The sequence below is a fragment of the Mesorhizobium sp. WSM4845 genome, from assembly GCF_055811455.1.
On record NZ_JBVVQA010000008.1, the window covers coordinates 66,752 to 86,624 of the forward strand.

Genomic DNA, 19,873 nt, shown 5'->3' on the forward strand with positions numbered 1-19,873 from the left:
CATCACGAGGGCCGTGGAGGAACAAGGCCCCGAGGGAGGAGTTCCAATGTCTGATATAATCCGCATGTCGCGGCGCCGTCTGCTGGCGTCCGGTGGAAAGGCGGCCGTGCTTGTTGCCGCCGCAGGTATCGCGCCGAAATTCATCCGCCCCAGCCGCGCCTACGCGGCCGATGCGCTGGCGCCGGGCATGATCGGCGGCCCGACCGGCTTCGACGGCTCGGAGCGCTATCAGTATGGTCCCGACACGCCGGAAGGCCGCGCCATCGAGGCGGCCAAAGCGATAAAGGGGGCTGGCAAGGCACCGGCCAAGATCGTGCTTGGCCTGTCCGACGGCTCGATCGGCCAGCTGACGCAGCCATTTCCCGCCGGCGCGCCCTCGATCAAGGATTTGTGGGAGAAAGAAACCGGCATTCCGCTCGAGATCGTCGGCGTGCCGAACGGCCAGGAATTCACCAAGACGATGCAGGACATCTCCACCAAGGGTGGGGCCTATGACATCTACGCGGTGGAATGGAACCGTCTCGGCGATCTCGCCGAAACCGGCGGCATCCTGAAGCTCGACGACTTCGTCGCCCAGTACAAGCCGGAATGGGACGACCCCGAGCGCGGCTATGTCGACGGCGCCAAGGGCGTCTCGCTGCTCAACCAGTATCGCGGCTCGACCTATGGCGTGTCGCTGGACGGCGATTTCCAGACTTGGGTCTATCGCACCGATCTGTTCGGCGACGCGGCCGAGAAGAAAGCCTTCTCCGACAAGCATGGCTATGAACTGGCGCCGCCGAAGACCTGGAAGCAGCATGACGAGATCGCCGCCTTCTTCCATCGCCCGGACAAGGGTCTGTTCGGTTCGACCGATCTGCGCAACCAGGGCTGGGGCTACACCAACTGGTATCAGCGTTATGTTTCAATGGCTTCGCCAAATCAGTTCCTGTTCGACGATACAGGCAAGCCGCTGATCAATTCGCAGCAAGGCATTGCCGCTGTTAACGAGTACATCGCCTCGCTGGCCCACCATTCGCCGGATGCGATCTCTTGGGGCTGGCCGGAGCAGTACGGAAATTTTGCCAAGGGCGGCGCCGCGATGACCTGCGCCTTCTCCAACCTGCCGAAATTTTTGGACAATGCCGGCAACAAGGATTCAGCCGTCACCGGCAAGATCGGCTCGATGCTGCCGCCCGGCCGCGAGATCGACGGCAAGCTGATCAGCCGCTCGGTGCTGTGGCTCAATTTGTCGGCCTCGGTCTCGTCGCAGGCCAAGAATCCGGAGGCCTGCTACCTGTTCCTGCAGTGGCTCGGTTCGAGCCGCATCTATGCCTGGATGACCGCCAATCCGGGCGGCTATTTCGATCCGTTCCGGCTGTCGGATTTCTCCGACCCGCTGGTCCGCCAGACCTATCACTCCTACCACATGGATGTGGTGCGCGAGACGGTCGCCCGTACCGTCCCGACCATCAACTATCCCGGCGCCACCGCCTTCCACAACGCGCTGGACGAGAACCTCGTCGCCGCGCTGACCAAGGCCAAGACCGCCGAGCAGGCGATGGCCGACACCGAGGTCGAATGGAAGAAGATCGCCCGCCGCACCGGCGAGGAGAAGCTTCTCGAAGCCATCAAGACCAACAAGGAGGCCTGGCCCACCGTTCTCGATCCGGTCAGCTGATCCTCCTCCCAGGATCCGAATGGAGGCGAGGAGTTTGCGCTTCGCCCCCGCAAACGATGGTTACCAGCAAAGCGGCAAGATGAAGCGTTCCGTTCCCTTCGAAATATTCCGCTATGCAGTAATCCTTGCCGCCATCGCGGTGACGCTGGTGCCGATCCTGTGGATGGTGTCGATGGCCTTCAAGCCGATCGCCGAATGGTCGGCGACCGGCGCCGAACTGACCTGGTGGCCGAAGGATCCGACGCTCAGCAATTTCCGCTTCGTCTTCGGTGAATCGACCAACAACCTCATCGTCGCGCTCGATCGCACCGCCCTGAAGCCGATCCTGTCGTCGCTGCTGTCGGCCACCTTCGGAACGGCGATCGCCATGTCGGCGGGCACCGCGGCGGCCTACGGGCTGTCGCGCTTTGGCTCGGGCCAGAACCTGCCGCTGGCGCTGATCCAGCTCCGCTTGTTTCCGCCAATGGCGGTGATGACCCCGGTGATGATCATGTGGGCCTTTCTCAACTTCACCGACAGCTGGTGGGGGCTGTCGCTGATCTACGGCATCGTCACGCTGCCCTTTGCGTTTTGGCTGATGAAGACCTTCTTCGACGACATGCCGCGCGAGATCGAGGAAGCGGCACTGGTCGAGGGCTGCTCGCGGCTGCGCGTCTTCACCCGCATCACGCTGCCGATGATGCGCGCGCCACTGGCCAGTGCAGCGCTGTTCGTCTTCATCCTCAACTGGTCGGACTATCTGATCGCGCTGCTTCTGACGACGCGCGAATGGGTGACGGTACCCGTCTACATGGCCTCGCTGTCCTCCTCGATGACCGGGCAGCTCTATGGCGCCAAGGCAGCTCTCGGCCTGATCGCGGCGGTGCCGCCTGTCATCATGGGTATCGCCATCCAGCGCCATCTGGTGCGCGGGTTGACCTTCGGGGCGCTCAAGCAATGAGCGCCGCGACTGCCGCAATTTCGGAGCAGGCCCCCATCCCGGAGGACAACAGCCACGCGGCCCAGGCAAACCCGGCTTTGCGTGATGAAGGGGCTAAGCTCGGTTTCCGGCTGACCTTGCCGGCGCAGATACTGGTGCTGTTCATCGCGGTCTTCCCGCTCTTGATGCAGCTCTATATCAGCCTGACCGACTGGTCGCCGCTGTCGGGCCTCGGCGGGTGGAGCGCCTGGTCGCTGTGGAACAATTTTGCCAACTACACCGACCTTGCCGCCGACGCTCGCTTCTGGAGCGCGCTCAAGCGCACCGTCATCGTGATGATCGTCTGCGTGCCGGCGGAATTCCTGCTCGGCCTGGCGCTCGCCACGCTGTTTGCCGACGAGTTTCCAGGCAAGCGGATCTTTTATTCGATCCTGCTGATGCCGATGATGGTGGTGCCGGCGGTGGCCGGCTACATGTTCTTCATGCTGTTCCAGTCGGGCGGCCCGGTCAACGACATCCTGTCGGCGCTATCAGGCTTTCCCGTCACCATCGCCTGGCTGTCGGACCCGACGCTGGCGCTCATCGCCGTCATGGTCGCCGATATTTGGCAGTGGACTCCGCTGATGTTCCTCATCCTGCTTGCCGGCCTGGTCGGCGTGCCCGAAGACCAGATCAAGGCGGCGACGCTGCTCGGCGCCAATCCCTGGCAGCGCTTCGTCACCATCGTGCTGCCGAAGATGAAGACGATCATCATCATCGCGCTGGCGATCCGGGTGATCGAGAACTTCAAGATCTTCGACACGCTCTACATCATGACCGGCGGCGGTCCCGGCGTCGCTACCGAAACCATCTCGGTCTATATCTACAAGCTCACCACCCAGGACCTGATCTGGGGCTATGTCGCGGCGATCGCGCTGGCCATCCTGATCGTGCTGTCCATCGCCGCGGTGTTTGCCATGAAGCGCATGGCCCGGGCACGCGAGGTGACGGCATGAGCGCCATCCACCTGCAGAACCTGGTCAAGAAGTTCGGCGACTTTACCGCCTTGAAGACGATGGATCTTGCCATCGCCGACGGCGAGTTCATGGCGCTGCTTGGGCCGTCGGGCTGCGGCAAGTCGACGACGATGAACATGATCGCCGGCATGGAAGTGCCGACCAGCGGCAAGATCGTGTTCGGCGAGCGCGACATGGCCGGCGTGCCGATGGGGCGGCGCGGCGTCGGCTTCGTCTTCCAGAACTATGCGATCTTCACCCATATGAGCGTGCGGCAGAACCTCGCCTACGGCCCAAAAATGCGCGGCGCGCCGAGGGCAGAGATCGACCGCCGCGTGGGCGCGATCGCCGAGATGCTGCAACTGACTCCGCTGCTCGACCGCAAGGCCGACAGGCTGTCGGTCAACATATTGCAGCGCGTGGCGATCGGCCGTTCGGCGATCATGGAGCCGGCGATTTTCCTGCTGGACGAGCCGCTGTCCAATGTCGACGCCGCCTTCCGGGCTGTCATGCGGACCGAATTGAAACAGCTGCAGCGTCAGTTCCGGCAGACCATGGTCTATGTCACCCACGACCAGCTCGAAGCGATGACCATGGCTGATCGCATCGCGGTGATGGACCATGGCGTGCTGCAGCAGGTCGGCACGCCGCTCGAGGTCTACAACGATCCGGCCAATGTCTTTGTCGCCCGCTTCATCGGTGCGCCGGGCATGAACCTGCTCAAGGGCAGGCCGGCGGAAAGCGACCGTGGCCTGGTCATCGATCTCGGGCCGATCGGTGTCACGCCGCCGCTGCCGGACAATCTCGCCCCGGCGGTGAGGGCCGCGCGCAAAGATGTGCTCTACGGCTTTCGGCCTGAGCAGGTGATTCTCTCAGACCGCGGCTTGTCGATGCCGGTAACGTTCGTCGAGCGCATCGGCGCGCGCACCATCGTCCATTTCGGCCAGGGCGAGAGCACGGTGAAGGCGGTGTTCGACAATGACGTCGGGCTGGCGATCGGGCAGACAGCGGTTGTCGCGCCGGCCCAGGCGTCCGTGCGTGTGTTCGACGCCGCCACCGGCCTTGCCATGAAGGCGGGCTGAGACCATGGCCGATATCGTCTTCCGCAATGTGACGAAACGCTATGGCGACACGCTCGCCGTCGACGACGCCTCGTTCACTGTCAACGACAATGAGTTCTTCTGCTTCTTCGGCCCGCCGCTATCGGGCAAGTCGACGGTGCTGCGTCTGGTGCTCGGGCTGGAGACGCCGGACGCCGGCGAAATCCTGATCGGCGGCAGGCCGGTCAACACGGTGTCGCCGGCCGAACGCAATGTCGCCATGGTGTTCCAGAACCTGGCGCTGTTTCCGCATATGAGCGCGCGCGACAATGTCCGCTTTCCCCTGGTCGAACGCCGGGTCGCCGAGGCCGAAATCGAAAAGCGTGTCGCAGACGTCGCGGCCAAGCTGCATATCGGCCACATCCTGCATAAGCCGCCGGCGCAGCTTTCGGGCGGCGAGCGGCAGCGCGTGGCGATCGCTCGGGCGCTGGTGCGCGACCCCAATGCCTATCTGATGGACGATCCGATCTCGGCGCTCGACGCCAGGCTTCGCGAGGAGACTCGCGTCGAGCTGAAGCGCATCCAGCGCGAGCTCGGCAAGACGCTGATTTATGTCACGCACGACCAAGAAGAGGCGATGTCTGTCGCCGACCGCATCGCCATTCTGGAAAACGGCAGGATCAGGCAGACCGGCGCGCCGGCCGAGATCTATGATCGGCCGGCCAGCACCTATGTCGCGCGGCTGCTCGGTTCGCCGATGATGAACATCTTGAAGTCGGTGCGCGGCGCGGAAGGCATGGAGGCGGCCGAAGGCACGATCCGCATCGCGGACAAGGCCGCGCCGGCCGATGCCGTCGAGATTGGGCTCAGGCCGGAAGACATCAAGGTCCGGCCCTGGCAGGATGGGGAAATATCGGATGATGGAATGTCGGTTGGGCGCGCGGGCCGCCCGGCGCGAGTGTTCGAGGTCGAGCCGCTCGGCGGCTACACCGTGGTGACACTCGCCGCCGGGCAGGCGCGTCTGCGGGCACTGCTGCGCGGCCAGCCCAATATCAGGCCGGACGCGATGGTGGCGATATCCTGCGAGCCGGGCAGGGTGCATTATTTTGGGCAAAGCGGGGCAGCGCTGGCGCGATGACAGCGGTTCTAAGAAACGAGCTTCGGGAGGATCAGATGGCTGGCGAAGGAATAGCGGGCAAGGACTTCGAGCCGGACGTTAAAGTCCGCACCAGGGAATACAGGATCGGCTGCGTCGGCGCCGGCATGATCATGGCCGAATGTCACCTTGCGGCCTACCAGGAAGCTGGTTTTCCCGTGGTGTCAATCGCCTCCAGGACCAAGGCCAGCGCCGAGAAGGTCGCCAGGCGCTGGGAGATACCGACCGTCCACGACACGCCGGAACAATTGATCGAGGACAAAAATGTCGAGATCATCGACCTTGCGTTTCCGCCGGACCAGCAGCCGGCACTGATCCGCCATGCGCTGAAGCAGCAGCATATCAAGGCGATCCTGGCGCAAAAGCCGCTGGCGCTGTCGCTCAATGAAGCGGTCAAACTGCGTGACGAGGCGGCCAGGGCCGGCAAGATCCTCTCGGTCAACCAGAACATGCGCTACGACCAGTCGATGCGGGTGCTGAAGCAGATCATCGACAGCGGCGCGCTCGGCGATATCGTCTTCGCGCAGATCGACATGCATGCGATCCCGCACTGGCAGACATTTCTCGAGGACTATGACCGGCTGACGCTCGCCAACATGAGCGTCCATCATCTCGACGTGCTGCGTTTCCTGTTCGGCGATCCCGACGAGATCACCACGCTGACCCGCAAGGATCCGCGCACGCGTTTCGACCATTCCGACGGCATCACCGTCTCGACGATGCGATTTCCGTCCGGCGTGCTCGCCGTATCGCTGGAGGATGTCTGGTCCGGCCCGCGCCAGGACGGCTACAGGGACGACCAGCACATCAACTGGCGCGTCGACGGCACCAAGGGCGTCGCCAAGGGCACGATCGGCTGGCCGACGGGTTCGCCCTCAACGCTGACCTATGCCTCGACCGAGACCACCGGCGGCGAATGGGTGACACCCAGCTGGGAGACGATGTGGTTCCCGCATGCCTTCATCGGCGTGATGGAGCAACTCCAGCATGCGGTCAAGACGGGTGAGCCGCCGGCACTTTCCGTCGCCGACAACACCAAGACCATGGCGCTGATCGAAGCCGGCTATCGCTCGATCGACGAGCGCCGCACGGTCAAGCTGTCCGAAATCTCGATAAACCCAATCAACTGAATCGCTTACAGGGAGGATTTCATATCATGATGCAGGCAGGTATCTTCACGGGCTATTTCCCGTACGGCCTTAAGGAAACCGCGCAGAAGATCCGCGCGCTCGATTTCAACACGGTGCAGCTCGACCTGCATTTCAGGGATATCGACCTGTCGGTCGGGCAGATCACCAAGGAAAAGGCCAAGACAGTTCGCGACACGTTTCGCGACCATAACCTGCCGGTGTGCTGCGTGTCGGGCTACACCAACATCATTCATCCGGACATGGGCGAGCGCGAGAGGCGCGTCGGCTATCTCAAGGAGATCATCCGCAATGCGCGCGAATTCGGCACGCCTTACGTGATCTCGGAAACCGGCACCTACAACACCGAATCCGACTGGGTGCACCATCCCAAGAACAAGACCGAGGAAGGTTTTGAGGAATGCCGCAAGGTCATCGCCGACCTTGCCCAGACCGCCTACGACCACGGCGCGGTGTTCCTGCTCGAAACCTATGTCAACAATGTCGTCGGCTCGGTCGAGGAGACGGTGAAGATGTTCGCGCAGGTCGACCATCCCGGCCTCGGCCTGTTGATGGATCCGACCAACTATTTCGAGACCCATAACATCGACAGGATGGACCAGATCCTGAACCAGGTATTCGACACCCTGACCGACAAGATCAAAATAGCCCACGCCAAGGACGTCAAGCGCTCGGGCGGCGACAAGTCGGAGAAGCACGCCGATATCGGCGACGAGGACGCGCTGGAAAGCCACACTTTTCGCGGTGTCGGCGAGATCGAGCTGCCGGCGCCCGGCCTCGGTTCGCTGAACTACGACCTCTATCTTAAGCGTTTGGCCGAAAAGCACCCGAACATCCCGGTCATCATCGAGCACCTTTCGGAGGACGACGTGCCGCGCGCCAAGAAATTCCTCGACGAGAAATTCCGCGCCAACGGACTGTGACGGCCACAAAAAAGGGAGGAAGAGAATGTTGAGATTCGTATCGAAAATCGCGGCTGCGGCGATCGTTTTCGCCGGTGTTGCACTGGCTGCACCGGCGCTGGCGCAGGATGCTCAGAAGACGTTCTACCTGCTGTCGCATGGCGGCCCGTCGGACGCCTTCTGGATCGACTGGAATGCAGGCGCGACCAAGGCCTGCGACCAGCTCAAGGTGACCTGCAAGATCTCGTTCAGCGGCGGCGACATGGCGGCGCAGAAGGAGGCCTTCAACTCCGCACTTGCCGCCAAGCCGGACGGCATCGCCACCACCTCGGCGCAGCCCGGCCTATGGAACGAGGAGGTCAAGGCAGCCAAGGCGGCTGGCGTCCCGATCGTGTTCTTCAACACCGACGATCCAGCGACCGGCCGGCAGGCCTATGTCGGCGCCGACCTCAGGCAAGCCGGCGTCATCTGGGCGAAATATCTGGTCGACCACAAGATGGTGAAGCAAGGCGACAAGGTGTTCCTGCCGGTGGAAGTGCCGGGCGCCAGCTATCAGCAGCTCGAGACCGAAGGCATCGCCAGCGTCTTCGATCCGCTCGGCATCAAATACGACGTGGTCGATTGCGGCACCGATCCGGCCGGCATCATCGCCAAGATGACCGACTACATGGTCGCCAACAATCCGCCTGCGATCATCGCGCTCGGCGATTCCGTGGCGGCCAGCATCAAGCGGGTGTTTGACGGCGCCGGCGTGCCGGCCGGCACGATCCCGGTCGTAGGTTGGGGCAATTCCCGGGAGACCGCCGAAGCCGTCATGGCCGGCTTCGTCAACGCGGCCGCCTGGCAGTTTCCGTCGGCGCAGGGCTTCATGCCGGTGGCGCTGCTCGGGCTTGCCGCCGCGGGCGAACCGATCGGCTACGATATCCACACTTTCAGCCTCTACGACGCATCGAGCGTCGAACCGATCCTGAAACTCTACGACAAGTGATTGAAACTGACGCCCGCTGCGCAGGCGGCGGGCGCCGCCCTGAGATATGGTCCAAGCAGTCATGACTATCGCCGCAGAACAGGAAATGCCGCGCTCCAAACGCAGGTCGAGCCTGATCCGCTCGCCGCAATTCTCTTCGCTCGTCATCCTGATTGTCCTGCTGGCGGTGTTCGCGATCGCCGACGGGAACTTCCTGTCGCCGCTCAACATCTCCAACATGATGGCGTTCCTGCCCGAACTCGGCATCATCGCGCTCGGCATGACGCTGCTTCTGACGGCGGGCGAGTTCGACCTTTCGGTCGGCGCCGTGTTCGGCCTTGCGCCGGTCGTCGTCATGCTTTTGGTGCAGAACGGCGGGTTCGATATCGGCATCGCGCTGCTTGCCGGGCTATTGCTGTGCGTGGCGATCGGCGCCATCAACGGGCTGATCGTCACCAAGATCGGTATCTCCTCCTTCCTGGTGACGCTGTCGATGCTGCTCGTCGTGCGAGGGGCGGCACTCTACATCACGCAAGGCTTTCCGCTGAAATCCTGGGACCAGCCTGGCTTTTTCGTGACACTGCTGGCCGGCAGCTTCAATATCGGAACGTTCCGTTTCTATACCTCGCTGTGGTGGTTCATCGGCCTGTCGCTGCTGGCGATCTACGTGCTGCACTACGCCAAGCTCGGCAACTGGATCAGCGCCATCGGTTCGAACCGCAACGCTGCGGTTGCGCGCGGCGTGCCGGCCGATGCGGTCAAGGTCTGGCTGTTCATCCTGACCTCAGTGCTGGCGGGTCTGGCCGGCATGATCAGTGCGTTCCGCATCTCGGCCGCCTCGCCGGTAGCCGGCACCGGATACGAGCTCGAAGTGATCGCCATGGTGGTGGTTGGCGGCACGGCGCTGACCGGCGGGCGCGGCACCATCCTGGGCACCATCATCGGCGCGCTGATGCTGCGCAGCATCCGCAACGGCATCGTACTGGTTGGTGTGCCGGGGCTTGCCTACAATATCTTCGTCGGCGTCGTCATCCTTGCCATGCTCATCCTGCACGCTTTGCTGCAGAAGAACGCCGCCAGGAACTGACCATGGAAGTGCTTCGGCTGCACAATCTGCAAAAATCCTTCGGCAGCGTTCGCGCGCTGAAGAGCGCCTCCTTCACCCTCAACGAGGGCGAAGTGGTGGCCTTGCTCGGCGACAATGGCGCCGGCAAATCGACGCTGATCAAGGCGATCTCCGGCGTCTTTCCCGTCGACCGCGGCGACATCTATGTGCGCGGCCAAAAAGTCTCGATCCGCTCGACGCGCGACGCCATGGATCTCGGCATCGAGACGATCCACCAGGATACCTCGCTGGCGCCGGACCTGAGCATCGCGCGCAACCTCTTTCTCGGTCGCGAGCCGGTCAATCTGAAATGGCTGGGCGTGTTCGCGCCGCTCGACCTCGCCAAATTGCGTGATGCCGCCGCGGCACTTTTGAAGCGCGTCGGCATCTCGAAAAAACTCGACGCCGATGCGCTGGTCAGCACATTGTCGGGCGGTGAGCGCCAGTCGATCGCCATTTCGCGGGCCATGCAGTTCGCCGCCAAGGTCATCATCCTCGACGAGCCGACCAACAATCTCGGCGTCGAGGAAACGCACGGTGTGCTGCGTTTCGTCAAGGAGATGCGCGCCGCCGGCCATTCGGTGCTTTTGATCACCCACAATATCCATCATGTCTTCCAGGTCGCCGACCGCATCATCGTCATGCGCCGTGGCGAGATCGTCGCCGAGCAGACAGTCGCCGATACCGATCTGCTGACGGTGGAGAGCATCATCACCGGCGCCGACATGTCGGCCCTGCTCAAGGAGACGAGAGCGAAGTGAAGGAACTAGCCGTCACATGGTAGAGCTTTACGGCAAGACGCTTTCGCGCCGGCAGGTCTCGGAGCGGTCCGGCATGCTGTCGCAATTCGCCGGCGTGCGGCTGATGACGCTCGGCGACGGGGTGGAGCGCGGCGTTCGCATGCTCGAATTCCGCACCGGCTCCGGCCTGCGCTTCACCGCGCTGGTCGACCGGGCGCTCGACATCGCCGATTGCGATTTTAGGGGCCAGGCGATCGGCTGGCATTCGCCGAGCGGCTTTCGCCATCCCGGTCTGCACGAATATGAAGGCGAGGAGGGGCTGGCTTGGGCGCGGTCGTTTTCCGGCCTGCTGCTGACCTGCGGCCTCGACCATATATTGTTCATGAACGAGGTACCCGCCGACAGCTACAATTATCCGCCGAGGAAGACGGTGCGCCATTCGCTGCATGGCCGCGTCAGCACCATCCCGGCGCGATTGACCGGCTATGGCGAGACATGGGACGGCGACCGCTGCGTGCTGTGGGCGGAAGGCATCGTCCAGCAGTCGACGGTGTTCGGCGAGGATCTGCATCTGCTGCGGCGAATCGAGGCCGATGTCGGCGGCAACGAGATCCGGCTTTCGGACCGCGTCGTCAATCACGGTTTTAGCCGCACGCCGCATATGTACTTTTATCACATCAATGTCAGCCATCCGGTGCTCGACGAGGGCTCGCGCTACCTGGCGCCGATCCGCGACGTCGTCTGGGCGGGCCATGCCGGCGAGCGCTATGAGGCGCAGAAGGTCGGCTACCGCACGGCACCGGCACCCCAACTGGGCTTCATTGAACAGGTCTGGCAGCACGAACTCGGCGCCGACGCCAACGGCGACGTGCCGGTGGCGGTGGTCAACGACCGTCTCGGCCTCGGTCTCGAAGTCGTCACCCGCAAGCAGCAGTTACCTTGCGCCTATGAGTGGCAGAATTTCCAGGCCGGGCATTATGCGCTTGGCATCGAGCCGTCGACGCATCATGTGCTGGGCAATCTGGCAGCGCGCGAACGCGGCGAGATGATCTGGCTGCAGCACGGCGAAAGCCGTTCGTACGAAGCGGTGTTTCGGGTTCTCGACGGCGCCGGCGAGATCGCCGCCGCCGAGAGCCGGATCGCAGCGATTGCCAGGCAGCCGCGGGAGGAATATCCGCGGCCATCGGGTCATTTTCCTGTTCTCGGAGGCAGGTCATGACAATGGCGAAGGCGATGCGAAACACCAATCGGAAGGCTGGCCCTAGCCGGAGTGGAGAGGGCTCGCGGCCGTTCGGAAATTGGAGGTCACAATGGCTGGCAAGGTGAAGCGCGATTACAGCCTGGTCGGCGAAAGCACGCGGATTGCGATCGAGACCGGGCTGGCCTCGGCGGAGTGGTACCATACCGATGTGCCGCGCAAGACGATGAAGGAGCTGATGCAACGCTCCGACGGTCCGGCAATCCGCGACACGGCCATCTGGCTGGGCGCCATCCTGGTCTCCGCCGCCGGCGGCGTTTACTTCTGGGGCACCTGGTGGTGCGTGCCGTTCTTCTTCGTCTATGGCGTGCTCTATGCCTCGGCCAGTGATTCGCGCTGGCACGAATGCGGCCACGGCACGGCTTTCCGCACGCGCTGGATGAATGATGTCGTCTACCAGATTGCCAGCTTCATGCTGATGCGCAACCCGGTGACCTGGCGCTGGAGCCATGCCAGGCATCACACCGACACGATCATCGTCGGACGCGATGCCGAGATCGCCGTTATGCGCCCGCCGGACCTTTTGCGTGCGGCGCTCGCCTTCACCGGTATCCTCGACTTTCGCTATTCGCTTCCGGCACTGGCACGCCAGGCGTTCGGCAAGCTGGCGCCGGACGAGAAAAGCTACGTGCCCGAGATGGAACAGCACAAGGCCGTCATCGCCGCGCGCTGGTATGTCGCCATCTACATCGCCACAATCGTGCTCGCGGTTTTCATGCAGTCGTGGATACCGCTGGTGCTGATCGGCGGGCCGCGCCTCTACGGCACCTGGCATATGGTGCTGACCGGCCTGCTGCAGCACATCGGCCTCGCCGACAATGTCGTCGATCACCGGCTCAACTCCAGGACCGTGTATATGAACCCGATCAGCCGGTTCATCTACTGGAACATGAACTACCACGTCGAGCATCACATGTTTCCGATGGTGCCCTATCACGCGCTGCCCAGGCTGCACGAATTGATCAGACACGATCTGCCGGAGCCGAACCCGTCGATGTGGCATGCCTATCGCGAGGTTTGGCCGGTCCTGCTCAGGCAGCTCAAATACGAGGACTATTTCCTCAAGCGCGAGCTGCCGCCGACGGCACGGCCCTATCGTGGCGAGTTCCACGAAGTGGATATGTCGGCAGCAGCGGAATAGGCGCTACGCCGCACAGCAAGGCGAAATTTCGGGAGAAAATAGAGATGGCCGATTGGGTCGAGGCATGCGCTGTGGACGATGTCGACGAAGAGGATGTCATCCGCTTCGATCATGGCGGCCGCAGCTTCGCAATCTACCGTTCGCCGGATGACGAATTCTTCGCCACCGACGGCTTTTGCACACATGAAAAGGCGCATCTGGCCGATGGGCTTGTCATGGACGACATCATCGAATGCCCCAAGCACAATGGCCGCTTCAATTACAAGACCGGCCAGGCCAAGGGCGCGCCGGTCTGCGTCAATCTGCAGACCTATCCGGTGAAGGTCGAAGCTGGCAAGGTGATGATCCAGATCGCCTGACCGGCCTACAATTCACGTAACATAGGGGACCAGAATCGATGAGCCGGAAAAGACCGACGGTGGCAGACCTGCGCGCCATGAAGGGCAAGCGGCAATTGACCATGCTGCGTGTGCTGACGATGGACGAGGCCGAGGCCGCTGAACGAGCCGGGGTCGACATCGTCTCGGTGCCGCCGGAACTGGTGCTCGATCCGCAATACCGCGATGCCGCACCCAGCCTGTTCACCATGCCGGGCGACAATTTCTACGAGATCGGCACAGCCGACGATTTCGTCCGCTGGGCGTTCCGGCTCTACAAGGCGAGCGCCGACGCGGTCTATTGCAGCGCCGGCTTTGCCACTGTCAAACGGCTGGCCGATGACAATATCCCGGTGATCGGCCATGTCGGCCTGATTCCGTCGCGCTCCACCTGGACCGGCGGCTTCAAGGCTGTCGGCAAAACCGCCGACAGCGCCATGCAGATTTTCGAGGCAGTCAAGCAATACGAAGCGGCCGGCGCGATCGGCGCCGAGATCGAAGTGGTGCCGGTCGAGGTGGCCAAGGCGATTTCGGAGCGAACCTCGCTGATCATGCTGTCGATGGGGGCGGGCACCGGCTGCGACGCGCAATATCTGTTCGCCGACGACATCCTTGGCCAGAACCGTGGCCACGTGCCGCGCCATTCCAAGGTCTATCGCAATTTCGCCGCCGAATATGACCGCCTGCAGGCGGAACGCATCGCTGCTTTTTCCGAATATGTCGCCGACGTCAACAGCCTGGCCTATCCCGAAGACAAGCATGTGGTGCATATGGACCCGGATCAGCTCGGTCAGTTCATGGAGAAGATCGACGCCGGATGAGACGCTCCGGCCAGGACCTGCTGTGACCTTCTCCCACAACAAGGGGAGAAGGAAAGGGCGCTGCTCGCTACACCGGCCGATATACCTTCTCTGCCGTGACTGGTCGCGATACGACACAAAAGTTTGTTGGGCCAAGTCTGGACGTCGCCGCCCAAATGCTGTTCAAACCGGTGCGTCATCGATTTGCCGGACAATCGCCTGGTCCCAGTGGCGCGGGAAACCTTTCGTACAGTTCTGCGCATGACCGCCATTCCCGAAAACAAAGCCTTGCCCGAAACCGCGACGGCGGCGCGGCAGGCGCGGCGCGTGGCGCTGATCGTCGCCGTCGCCTTCTTCATGCAGCTTCTGGATTCGACGATCATCTCGACATCGCTGCCGCAGATGGGAGAATCCTTCGGCGTGCCGGCAGTGGCGATGAGCATCGGCATCACCGTCTACATGCTGACCATGGCGGTGTTCGTGCCGCTGTCCGGCTGGCTCGCCGACCGCTTCGGCGCGCGCAACATCTTCCTCGTGGCGATCGCCCTGTTCACGCTGGCCTCGATCGCCTGCGGCATCTCGCAGAACCTGACCCAGTTCGTCGCCGCGCGTGCCGTGCAGGGCCTGGGCAGTGCGCTGATGACACCGGTCGGCCGCATCCTGGTGCTGCGCAACGCCTCGAAGTCCGAGCTTCTCAACGCCACCGCGCTGATCACATGGCCGGCGCTGTTTGCGCCGGTGATCGGGCCGGTGCTTGGCGGATTCATCACCACCTATCTTTCCTGGCACTGGAATTTCTTCATCAACATTCCGCTCGGCGCGGCCGGCCTGGCGCTGGTCGCCCGCTTCATTCCCGGCGACCGCGCTTCCGAAACCAGGTCGCTCGACTGGCCGGGCTTCCTTGTGACCTCGGCCGCGCTCGCCTCAATGCTCTACGGCCTCGAACGCATCGCCCATCCGCAAGACGGCGCCTTGCCGACCGTGGCGCTGCTTGGCGCCGGCGTCCCGATCGGCTGGCTGGCCGTGCGGCACCTGGCGCGCGCCAAAAATCCGCTGCTCGACCTTGCGGCATTCAAGGTGCAGACTTTCGCCATATCGACGCTGTCGGCCGGCACCATTTTCCGGGTCTCCATCAACGCCACGCCGTTCCTGCTGCCGCTGCTGTTCCAGGTCGGGTTCGGCCTGAGACCCGTCGATGCCGGCATGCTGATCCTGGCTTATTTCCTCGGCAATCTCGGCATGAAGACGGTGACGACGCCGACGCTGAAGCGCTTCGGTTTCCGTTCGGTGCTGGTCGTCAACGGCGTGATCGCATCGCTGTCGATCATGGCCTGCGCGGCGATATCGCCGCAGACACCGCAAGCGCTGGTGGTGGCGCTGATGCTGATTGCCGGACTGACGCGGTCGATGCAGTTCACCGCGCTCAACACGCTGGCCTTCGCCGATATCGCTTCGGCGCAGCGCAGTTCGGCGGCGACGCTGTCCAGCATGCTGCAGCAGGTGGCGACGCTGTTCGGCGTGGCGGTCGCCGCGGCGCTGCTCAACCTGTCGCAGATCGCCAGGGCCGGGGTGGCGCCCGACCTCGTCGACTTCCGCCTCGCCTTCCTGGCGATCGGCGCCATCGGGCTCGTGGCCTCGTTCCGCTTCCTGGCGCTGCCGCGGGCCGCCGGCGCCGAGGTTTCGAGCCATCGGGCGTGACCTTCTCCCACAAGGGTGTTTGGAAGGGGGGCAGCGCGTCACACCGGCCGATATACCTTCTCCGCTGTGTTCCAAAAAATGTCCGCCTCTGCCGCCGCACCATGCTTGGCCACCGCCTCCCGGTGCTTCTTGATCAGTTCGGCGTGGCTGGTCCACAGCTTTTCGATCGGGAAGTTGGAGCCGAACATCAGACGGTCGCTGCCGAGGATGTCGATTGCGTTGTCGACGATGTAGGCGATCAGCGCCGGGTCGTTGCGGTGGACGAAGGTGCCGAGGCCGGACAGCTTGGCGTAGAGGTTTGGCGCTGCTGAAAGCGAGCGCAGGCCGGCTTTCCAGGCTTGCGTGGTTTCCTCCGACATGTCGGTCAGCATGCCGGCATGGGTGAGGATGAAGTTGGTCTCGGGATTTTCGCCGACAAGCGTCAGCCCGTCCTTCATCTGGGCCGGGAAAAGCTGCAGGTCGAAGGACAGGCCATAGTCCTTCAGCCGCGCCACATTGGCCCGCACCTTCGGGTCGACGACCTGATCGGCGGACGCGGCAAAGCGGAAGGCCGGCGTTTCGTGCCAGTGCAATTGCATGCGCACGCCGCGCAGCAGGGGGTACTTGATCAGTCGGTCGATCTGATGGCGTACATCGTCCACCGTCATGTCGGCATAGCCGACGATGGCGTGCGGCCAACCGGTTTCGTCAGCCGTCGTCTGCAGGAAGGCGACTTCTGTCTCGAAATCCTCCTTGGCCCAGTTGGTCTGGACATAGACCGCCTTCTCGACATCAGAGCCTTGCTGGTCGGCGAGGAATTCCTCGATCGGGTAGTCGCGTCGGATCGGCTCGTAGGGACCGAAGATGCGCGGCACCATCGGCCCGCGCAGCCAGGGCTGATCCTCCTGGCGCCAGATATGGAAATGCGCGTCGATCGCCTTTTTCATCATGAAACCCTTTTCCAGATTGCTGCAGCCGCCGGAGCGGGGCGGGCGAGCGACAGGATGAAATCGGTGAGACCGGCGATCGAAGAACCGTCGACCAGATCGTCGAGCACCGGCAGGATGGCGCGAAGTGCTGCCGTCGCCGGCCGGAAACGCGGATCGCCGGCCAGCGGCGTCGCCAGCGACAGGCGGAAGGCGCGGGCGCTCAGCCGGCGCATCGCCATTTCAAGCTCGGCATGGTCGCCGCGCTCCAGGGCATCCGACAGGATGACCACCGCCGCCCCGCGCGCAAGTGAGGAGAACCGCGGCACCGACAGGAAGGCGAGCAGCGTCGGTCCCATGCGGGTGCCGCCATCCCAGTCGTCGACCAATGCTGCCACGCGGGCGAGCGCCTGGTCGCGGTCGCGAATACGCAGCGCCGTGGTGATGCGGGTCAGCCGCGTGCCGAAGGTGAAAATTTCAGCCCGGTCCGCGCCTTGCACCGCCGCATGCGCCAGCTTGAGATAGTCCGATGTGTAGAGCTTCATCGAGCCGGACACGTCGATCAGCAGCAAAAGCTTGCGCGACACGGTCTGCCGGCGGCGCAGCAGCGGCGACGGAATATCGCCGTCGGCACTGACGATTTCGCGCAGCGAGCGGCGCAGATCGAGCTTGCCGCGTGCGTGCGTGCGCACGGTTCGGAAGGAGCGGCGGGCGGGCAACGCGGTAGCGAGCTTGCGGCGGAAAGCGGCAAGCCCGTCGCCGACGCGCTGGAAGTCGCGGGCGCTCAACTGTTCGGCGCCGGACGACAGCGCGCCGCCTTCCGCTTGACGCGCCACCTCGTTGTCCTCGTCGCTGGCGCCGCCGTCGTCCTTGATGCGGGTTTCCTCGTTGGCCTCGCCCTCGACGAGGGCAGCCGTGTTGCCGTAGAAATGGCTTTGGAAATGCGCCTCGAATTCGTCGCGGCGGTCGGGCGGCGGCGCCAACGTGGCAAGCGCCGCCTCGTGGATGTCGGCCATCGAGCGGGGCCCGAGCAGCGTCACCGCCTGCATGAAGCCTGACACCTGCTCGGGCGCAACCGGAAAGCCGTAGCGGCGCAGCAGCCGGCCAAAGCCGAGCAAGGGTGCAGCCGCCCGGGATAGGGCCGCGGGGCTCACGCCAATGCCTCCTCGACGATCCGGCCAAGCTCGGGGGCGATGTAGGACAGGTCCTCCTCGTCCTTGATCAGCACGCCGATGGCGCGGCGGAACGCTTCCGGCCACGGGCTGCCGCCCTTTTCGAGGATCGTCGCGGCGTTGGCCCATTCGACCGCTTCGGCGATGCCCGGCGGCTTGGCCAGCGGGCGGGCGCGGATGTCGCGCACGGCAGATGCCACGGCGCGCGCCGTGGCGTTGGCGACGTCGCCGGCGCGCAGCATGATGATTTCGGCCTCGCGCTCGGCGTCGGGATAGGTGATCCAGTGGTAGACGCAGCGCCGCCGCAGCGCCTCCGCCAGTTCGCGGGTGCGGTTCGAGGTCAGGACGACGATCGGCTGCGCTTTGGCGCGGATGGTGCCGCGCTCGGGAATGCTGATCTGGAAGTCGGACAGGAATTCCAGCAGCAGCGCTTCGAACTCATGGTCGGAACGGTCGATCTCGTCGACCAGCAGCACGCGCTTTTCCGGCGCCTTCAGCACCTGCAGCAGCGGCCGCGCGATCAAAAAGCGGTCGTCATAGATGTCGACCTCATGCTCGCCGGCATGGCGGATGGCGAGCAACTGGCGCTGGTAGTTCCATTCGTATAGCGCGTGTGCGGCGTCGATGCCTTCGTAGCATTGCAGCCGCACCAGGTCGCGCCCGAGCAGTTCGGCTATCGCCTTGGCCGCTTCGGTCTTGCCGACGCCCGGCGCCCCTTCGAGCAGCAGCGGCTTGCCCAGCCGGATCGCCAGGAAAATGGCGGTGGCCAGGCTTTCATCGGCCAGATAGCGCGAGGCGGCGAGGCGCGATGCCACCGCCTCCGGCGAGATCACGACAGTGTCGGCGCTTCCAGTCCGGGCGCTTCTTTTGGGCATTTCCAGCACTCAGTTCGAGGCTTGCGCCTTCAGCGCCCGCAGGATGCGTTCCGGCGTGATCGGCAGCGTGTCGATGCGCACGCCGACGGCGTCGAAGACCGCATTGGCGACCGCCGGAATTTGCGGGTTGGCGCACATTTCGCCCGGCCCCTTGGCGCCGTACGGCCCGTCGGCCGAGGGCCTCTCCAGCACGATGATCTCGGTTAGCGCAAGATCGCCTGGTCCCGGCATCAGATACTGGTTGAAGTCGGTGCCGCCGTGATCGCGGTCGGGGTAATAGGGTTCCGTCGTCTCGTAGAGCGCGTGGCTGATGCCCATCCACGAGCCGCCGACGAGCTGCTGCTCGACCATTTTCGGGTTCAGCGCGCGGCCGATCTCAAAGACGTTCTTCACCGTCAGCACGGTGACCTCGCCGGTTTCGTCGTCGACCTCGACCTCGGCCACGCTGCAGGCATGCGCGTAGCAGGTCGACGGTTTCATCGCGCCGGTTTCTTTCTCCGGATATGAGCGCGGGATCAAAAACATGCCGCGGCCGGAAATCGAGCGGCCGCGTTTGAAATGCGCCGACAGCGCGACATCGAAGATCGAGATCGATCTTTGCGGCGCGCCCTTTACCAGGATGTTGCCCTGGCCGTCGGTCTCGAGGTCCGAGGCGTTCACTTCCAGTTCCTCTGCCGCCACTTCCAGCATCACCTGGCGGGCTTCCCCGGCCGCCTGGATGACGGCGTTGCCGGCGCGGTGGGTGCCGCGCGAGGCGAAGGTGCCCATGCAGTGCGGGCCGGTGTCGGTGTCGGCGGTGTCGACGACGACGCGGTCGGTCGGCACGCCGATCGTCTCGGCACAGATCTGCGCCATGATCTGCTTCATGCCCTGGCCGAGATCGACGCTCGACAGCGTCACCATGAAATTGCCGGTCGGCGTCGAATGGACCAGCGCCTGGGTTGGATCGCCGCCGAGGTTCATGCCTGTCGGATAGTTGATCGCGGCGACGCCGCGCCCGCGCCTGATCGCCATT

At 63.8% G+C, this 19,873-nt stretch carries 19 protein-coding genes; 15 read left to right on the forward strand and 4 right to left on the reverse strand.

Annotation, left to right across the window (positions count from 1 at the left end; translation table 11 throughout):
• The first annotated feature begins 46 nt into the window (after positions 1–46).
• The 15 genes from AC0L2C_RS11835 (at position 47) to AC0L2C_RS11905 (ending at position 15,906) form a co-directional block, all read left to right on the forward strand.
• Entirely contained in the window at positions 47–1,660 is a 1,614-nt protein-coding gene (locus AC0L2C_RS11835; protein ID WP_287321003.1) for an extracellular solute-binding protein, read from the forward strand.
• A gap of 79 nt (positions 1,661–1,739) precedes the next feature.
• Positions 1,740–2,600 carry a carbohydrate ABC transporter permease gene (locus AC0L2C_RS11840; RefSeq protein WP_287360174.1) on the forward strand — a complete coding sequence of 287 codons (861 nt, stop codon included), beginning with the start codon at positions 1,740–1,742 and terminating at the stop codon, positions 2,598–2,600.
• The gene (locus tag AC0L2C_RS11845) at positions 2,597–3,574 is read left to right on the forward strand and encodes a carbohydrate ABC transporter permease (RefSeq protein WP_473523419.1); all 978 of its coding nucleotides are present in this window, start codon (positions 2,597–2,599) and stop codon (positions 3,572–3,574) included. Before AC0L2C_RS11840 ends, AC0L2C_RS11845 begins: the two co-directional genes overlap by 4 nt.
• Positions 3,571–4,656 carry an ABC transporter ATP-binding protein gene (locus tag AC0L2C_RS11850; RefSeq protein WP_473523420.1) on the forward strand — a complete coding sequence of 362 codons (1,086 nt, stop codon included), beginning with the start codon at positions 3,571–3,573 and terminating at the stop codon, positions 4,654–4,656. The genes AC0L2C_RS11845 and AC0L2C_RS11850 overlap by 4 nt, the downstream gene beginning before the upstream one ends.
• A gap of 4 nt (positions 4,657–4,660) precedes the next feature.
• Positions 4,661–5,752: an ABC transporter ATP-binding protein gene (locus AC0L2C_RS11855; RefSeq protein WP_287290805.1), complete on the forward strand. Its 1,092-nt coding sequence runs from the start codon at positions 4,661–4,663 to the stop codon at positions 5,750–5,752.
• Between the two features lie 35 nt (positions 5,753–5,787).
• On the forward strand, positions 5,788–6,900 hold the full coding sequence (locus AC0L2C_RS11860; protein WP_287065544.1) for a Gfo/Idh/MocA family protein: 1,113 nt from the start codon (positions 5,788–5,790) through the stop codon (positions 6,898–6,900).
• A 26-nt stretch (positions 6,901–6,926) separates the two neighbouring features.
• A complete protein-coding gene (locus AC0L2C_RS11865; RefSeq protein ID WP_287065542.1) occupies positions 6,927–7,841 on the forward strand; it encodes a sugar phosphate isomerase/epimerase family protein in 915 nt (304 codons plus the stop codon).
• A gap of 25 nt (positions 7,842–7,866) precedes the next feature.
• Positions 7,867–8,808, forward strand: a complete 942-nt coding sequence (locus AC0L2C_RS11870; protein WP_473523421.1) for a sugar ABC transporter substrate-binding protein — start codon at positions 7,867–7,869, stop codon at positions 8,806–8,808.
• A 61-nt stretch (positions 8,809–8,869) separates the two neighbouring features.
• Positions 8,870–9,874 carry an ABC transporter permease gene (locus tag AC0L2C_RS11875; protein WP_473523422.1) on the forward strand — a complete coding sequence of 335 codons (1,005 nt, stop codon included), beginning with the start codon at positions 8,870–8,872 and terminating at the stop codon, positions 9,872–9,874.
• On the forward strand, positions 9,871–10,653 hold the full coding sequence (locus AC0L2C_RS11880) for an ATP-binding cassette domain-containing protein (RefSeq protein WP_473480040.1): 783 nt from the start codon (positions 9,871–9,873) through the stop codon (positions 10,651–10,653). Before AC0L2C_RS11875 ends, AC0L2C_RS11880 begins: the two co-directional genes overlap by 4 nt.
• Before the next feature lie 16 nt (positions 10,654–10,669).
• Positions 10,670–11,851, forward strand: a complete 1,182-nt coding sequence (locus AC0L2C_RS11885; protein ID WP_473523423.1) for an aldose 1-epimerase family protein — start codon at positions 10,670–10,672, stop codon at positions 11,849–11,851.
• A 91-nt stretch (positions 11,852–11,942) separates the two neighbouring features.
• On the forward strand, positions 11,943–13,031 hold the full coding sequence (locus AC0L2C_RS11890; protein ID WP_473523424.1) for a fatty acid desaturase family protein: 1,089 nt from the start codon (positions 11,943–11,945) through the stop codon (positions 13,029–13,031).
• A gap of 44 nt (positions 13,032–13,075) precedes the next feature.
• Positions 13,076–13,390, forward strand: a complete 315-nt coding sequence (locus tag AC0L2C_RS11895; RefSeq protein ID WP_023798633.1) for a MocE family 2Fe-2S type ferredoxin — start codon at positions 13,076–13,078, stop codon at positions 13,388–13,390.
• A gap of 38 nt (positions 13,391–13,428) precedes the next feature.
• A complete protein-coding gene (locus tag AC0L2C_RS11900; protein ID WP_473523425.1) occupies positions 13,429–14,229 on the forward strand; it encodes a 3-methyl-2-oxobutanoate hydroxymethyltransferase in 801 nt (266 codons plus the stop codon).
• Positions 14,230–14,469: 240 nt separating this feature from the next.
• On the forward strand, positions 14,470–15,906 hold the full coding sequence (locus tag AC0L2C_RS11905; RefSeq protein WP_473523426.1) for a DHA2 family efflux MFS transporter permease subunit: 1,437 nt from the start codon (positions 14,470–14,472) through the stop codon (positions 15,904–15,906).
• 38 nt (positions 15,907–15,944) lie between these two features.
• Here AC0L2C_RS11905 and AC0L2C_RS11910 read toward each other — a convergent pair whose 3' ends face one another.
• Genes AC0L2C_RS11910 through AC0L2C_RS11925 form a run of 4 tightly spaced genes read right to left on the reverse strand, consistent with a single transcriptional unit; the run spans position 15,945 to position 19,872 of the window.
• A complete protein-coding gene (locus AC0L2C_RS11910; RefSeq protein ID WP_473523487.1) occupies positions 15,945–16,832 on the reverse strand; it encodes an amidohydrolase family protein in 888 nt (295 codons plus the stop codon).
• On the reverse strand, positions 16,832–17,908 hold the full coding sequence (locus AC0L2C_RS11915; RefSeq protein WP_473523488.1) for a vWA domain-containing protein: 1,077 nt from the start codon (positions 17,906–17,908) through the stop codon (positions 16,832–16,834). The genes AC0L2C_RS11910 and AC0L2C_RS11915 overlap by 1 nt, the downstream gene beginning before the upstream one ends.
• Positions 17,909–17,961: 53 nt before the next feature.
• The gene (locus AC0L2C_RS11920; protein ID WP_473523427.1) at positions 17,962–18,858 is read right to left on the reverse strand and encodes an AAA family ATPase; all 897 of its coding nucleotides are present in this window, start codon (positions 18,856–18,858) and stop codon (positions 17,962–17,964) included.
• Positions 18,859–18,867: 9 nt separating this feature from the next.
• Positions 18,868–19,872 (reverse strand): xanthine dehydrogenase family protein molybdopterin-binding subunit, encoded by a 1,005-nt coding sequence (locus AC0L2C_RS11925; protein WP_473523428.1) that lies wholly within the window; start codon positions 19,870–19,872, stop codon positions 18,868–18,870.
• Position 19,873 lies beyond the last annotated feature (1 nt).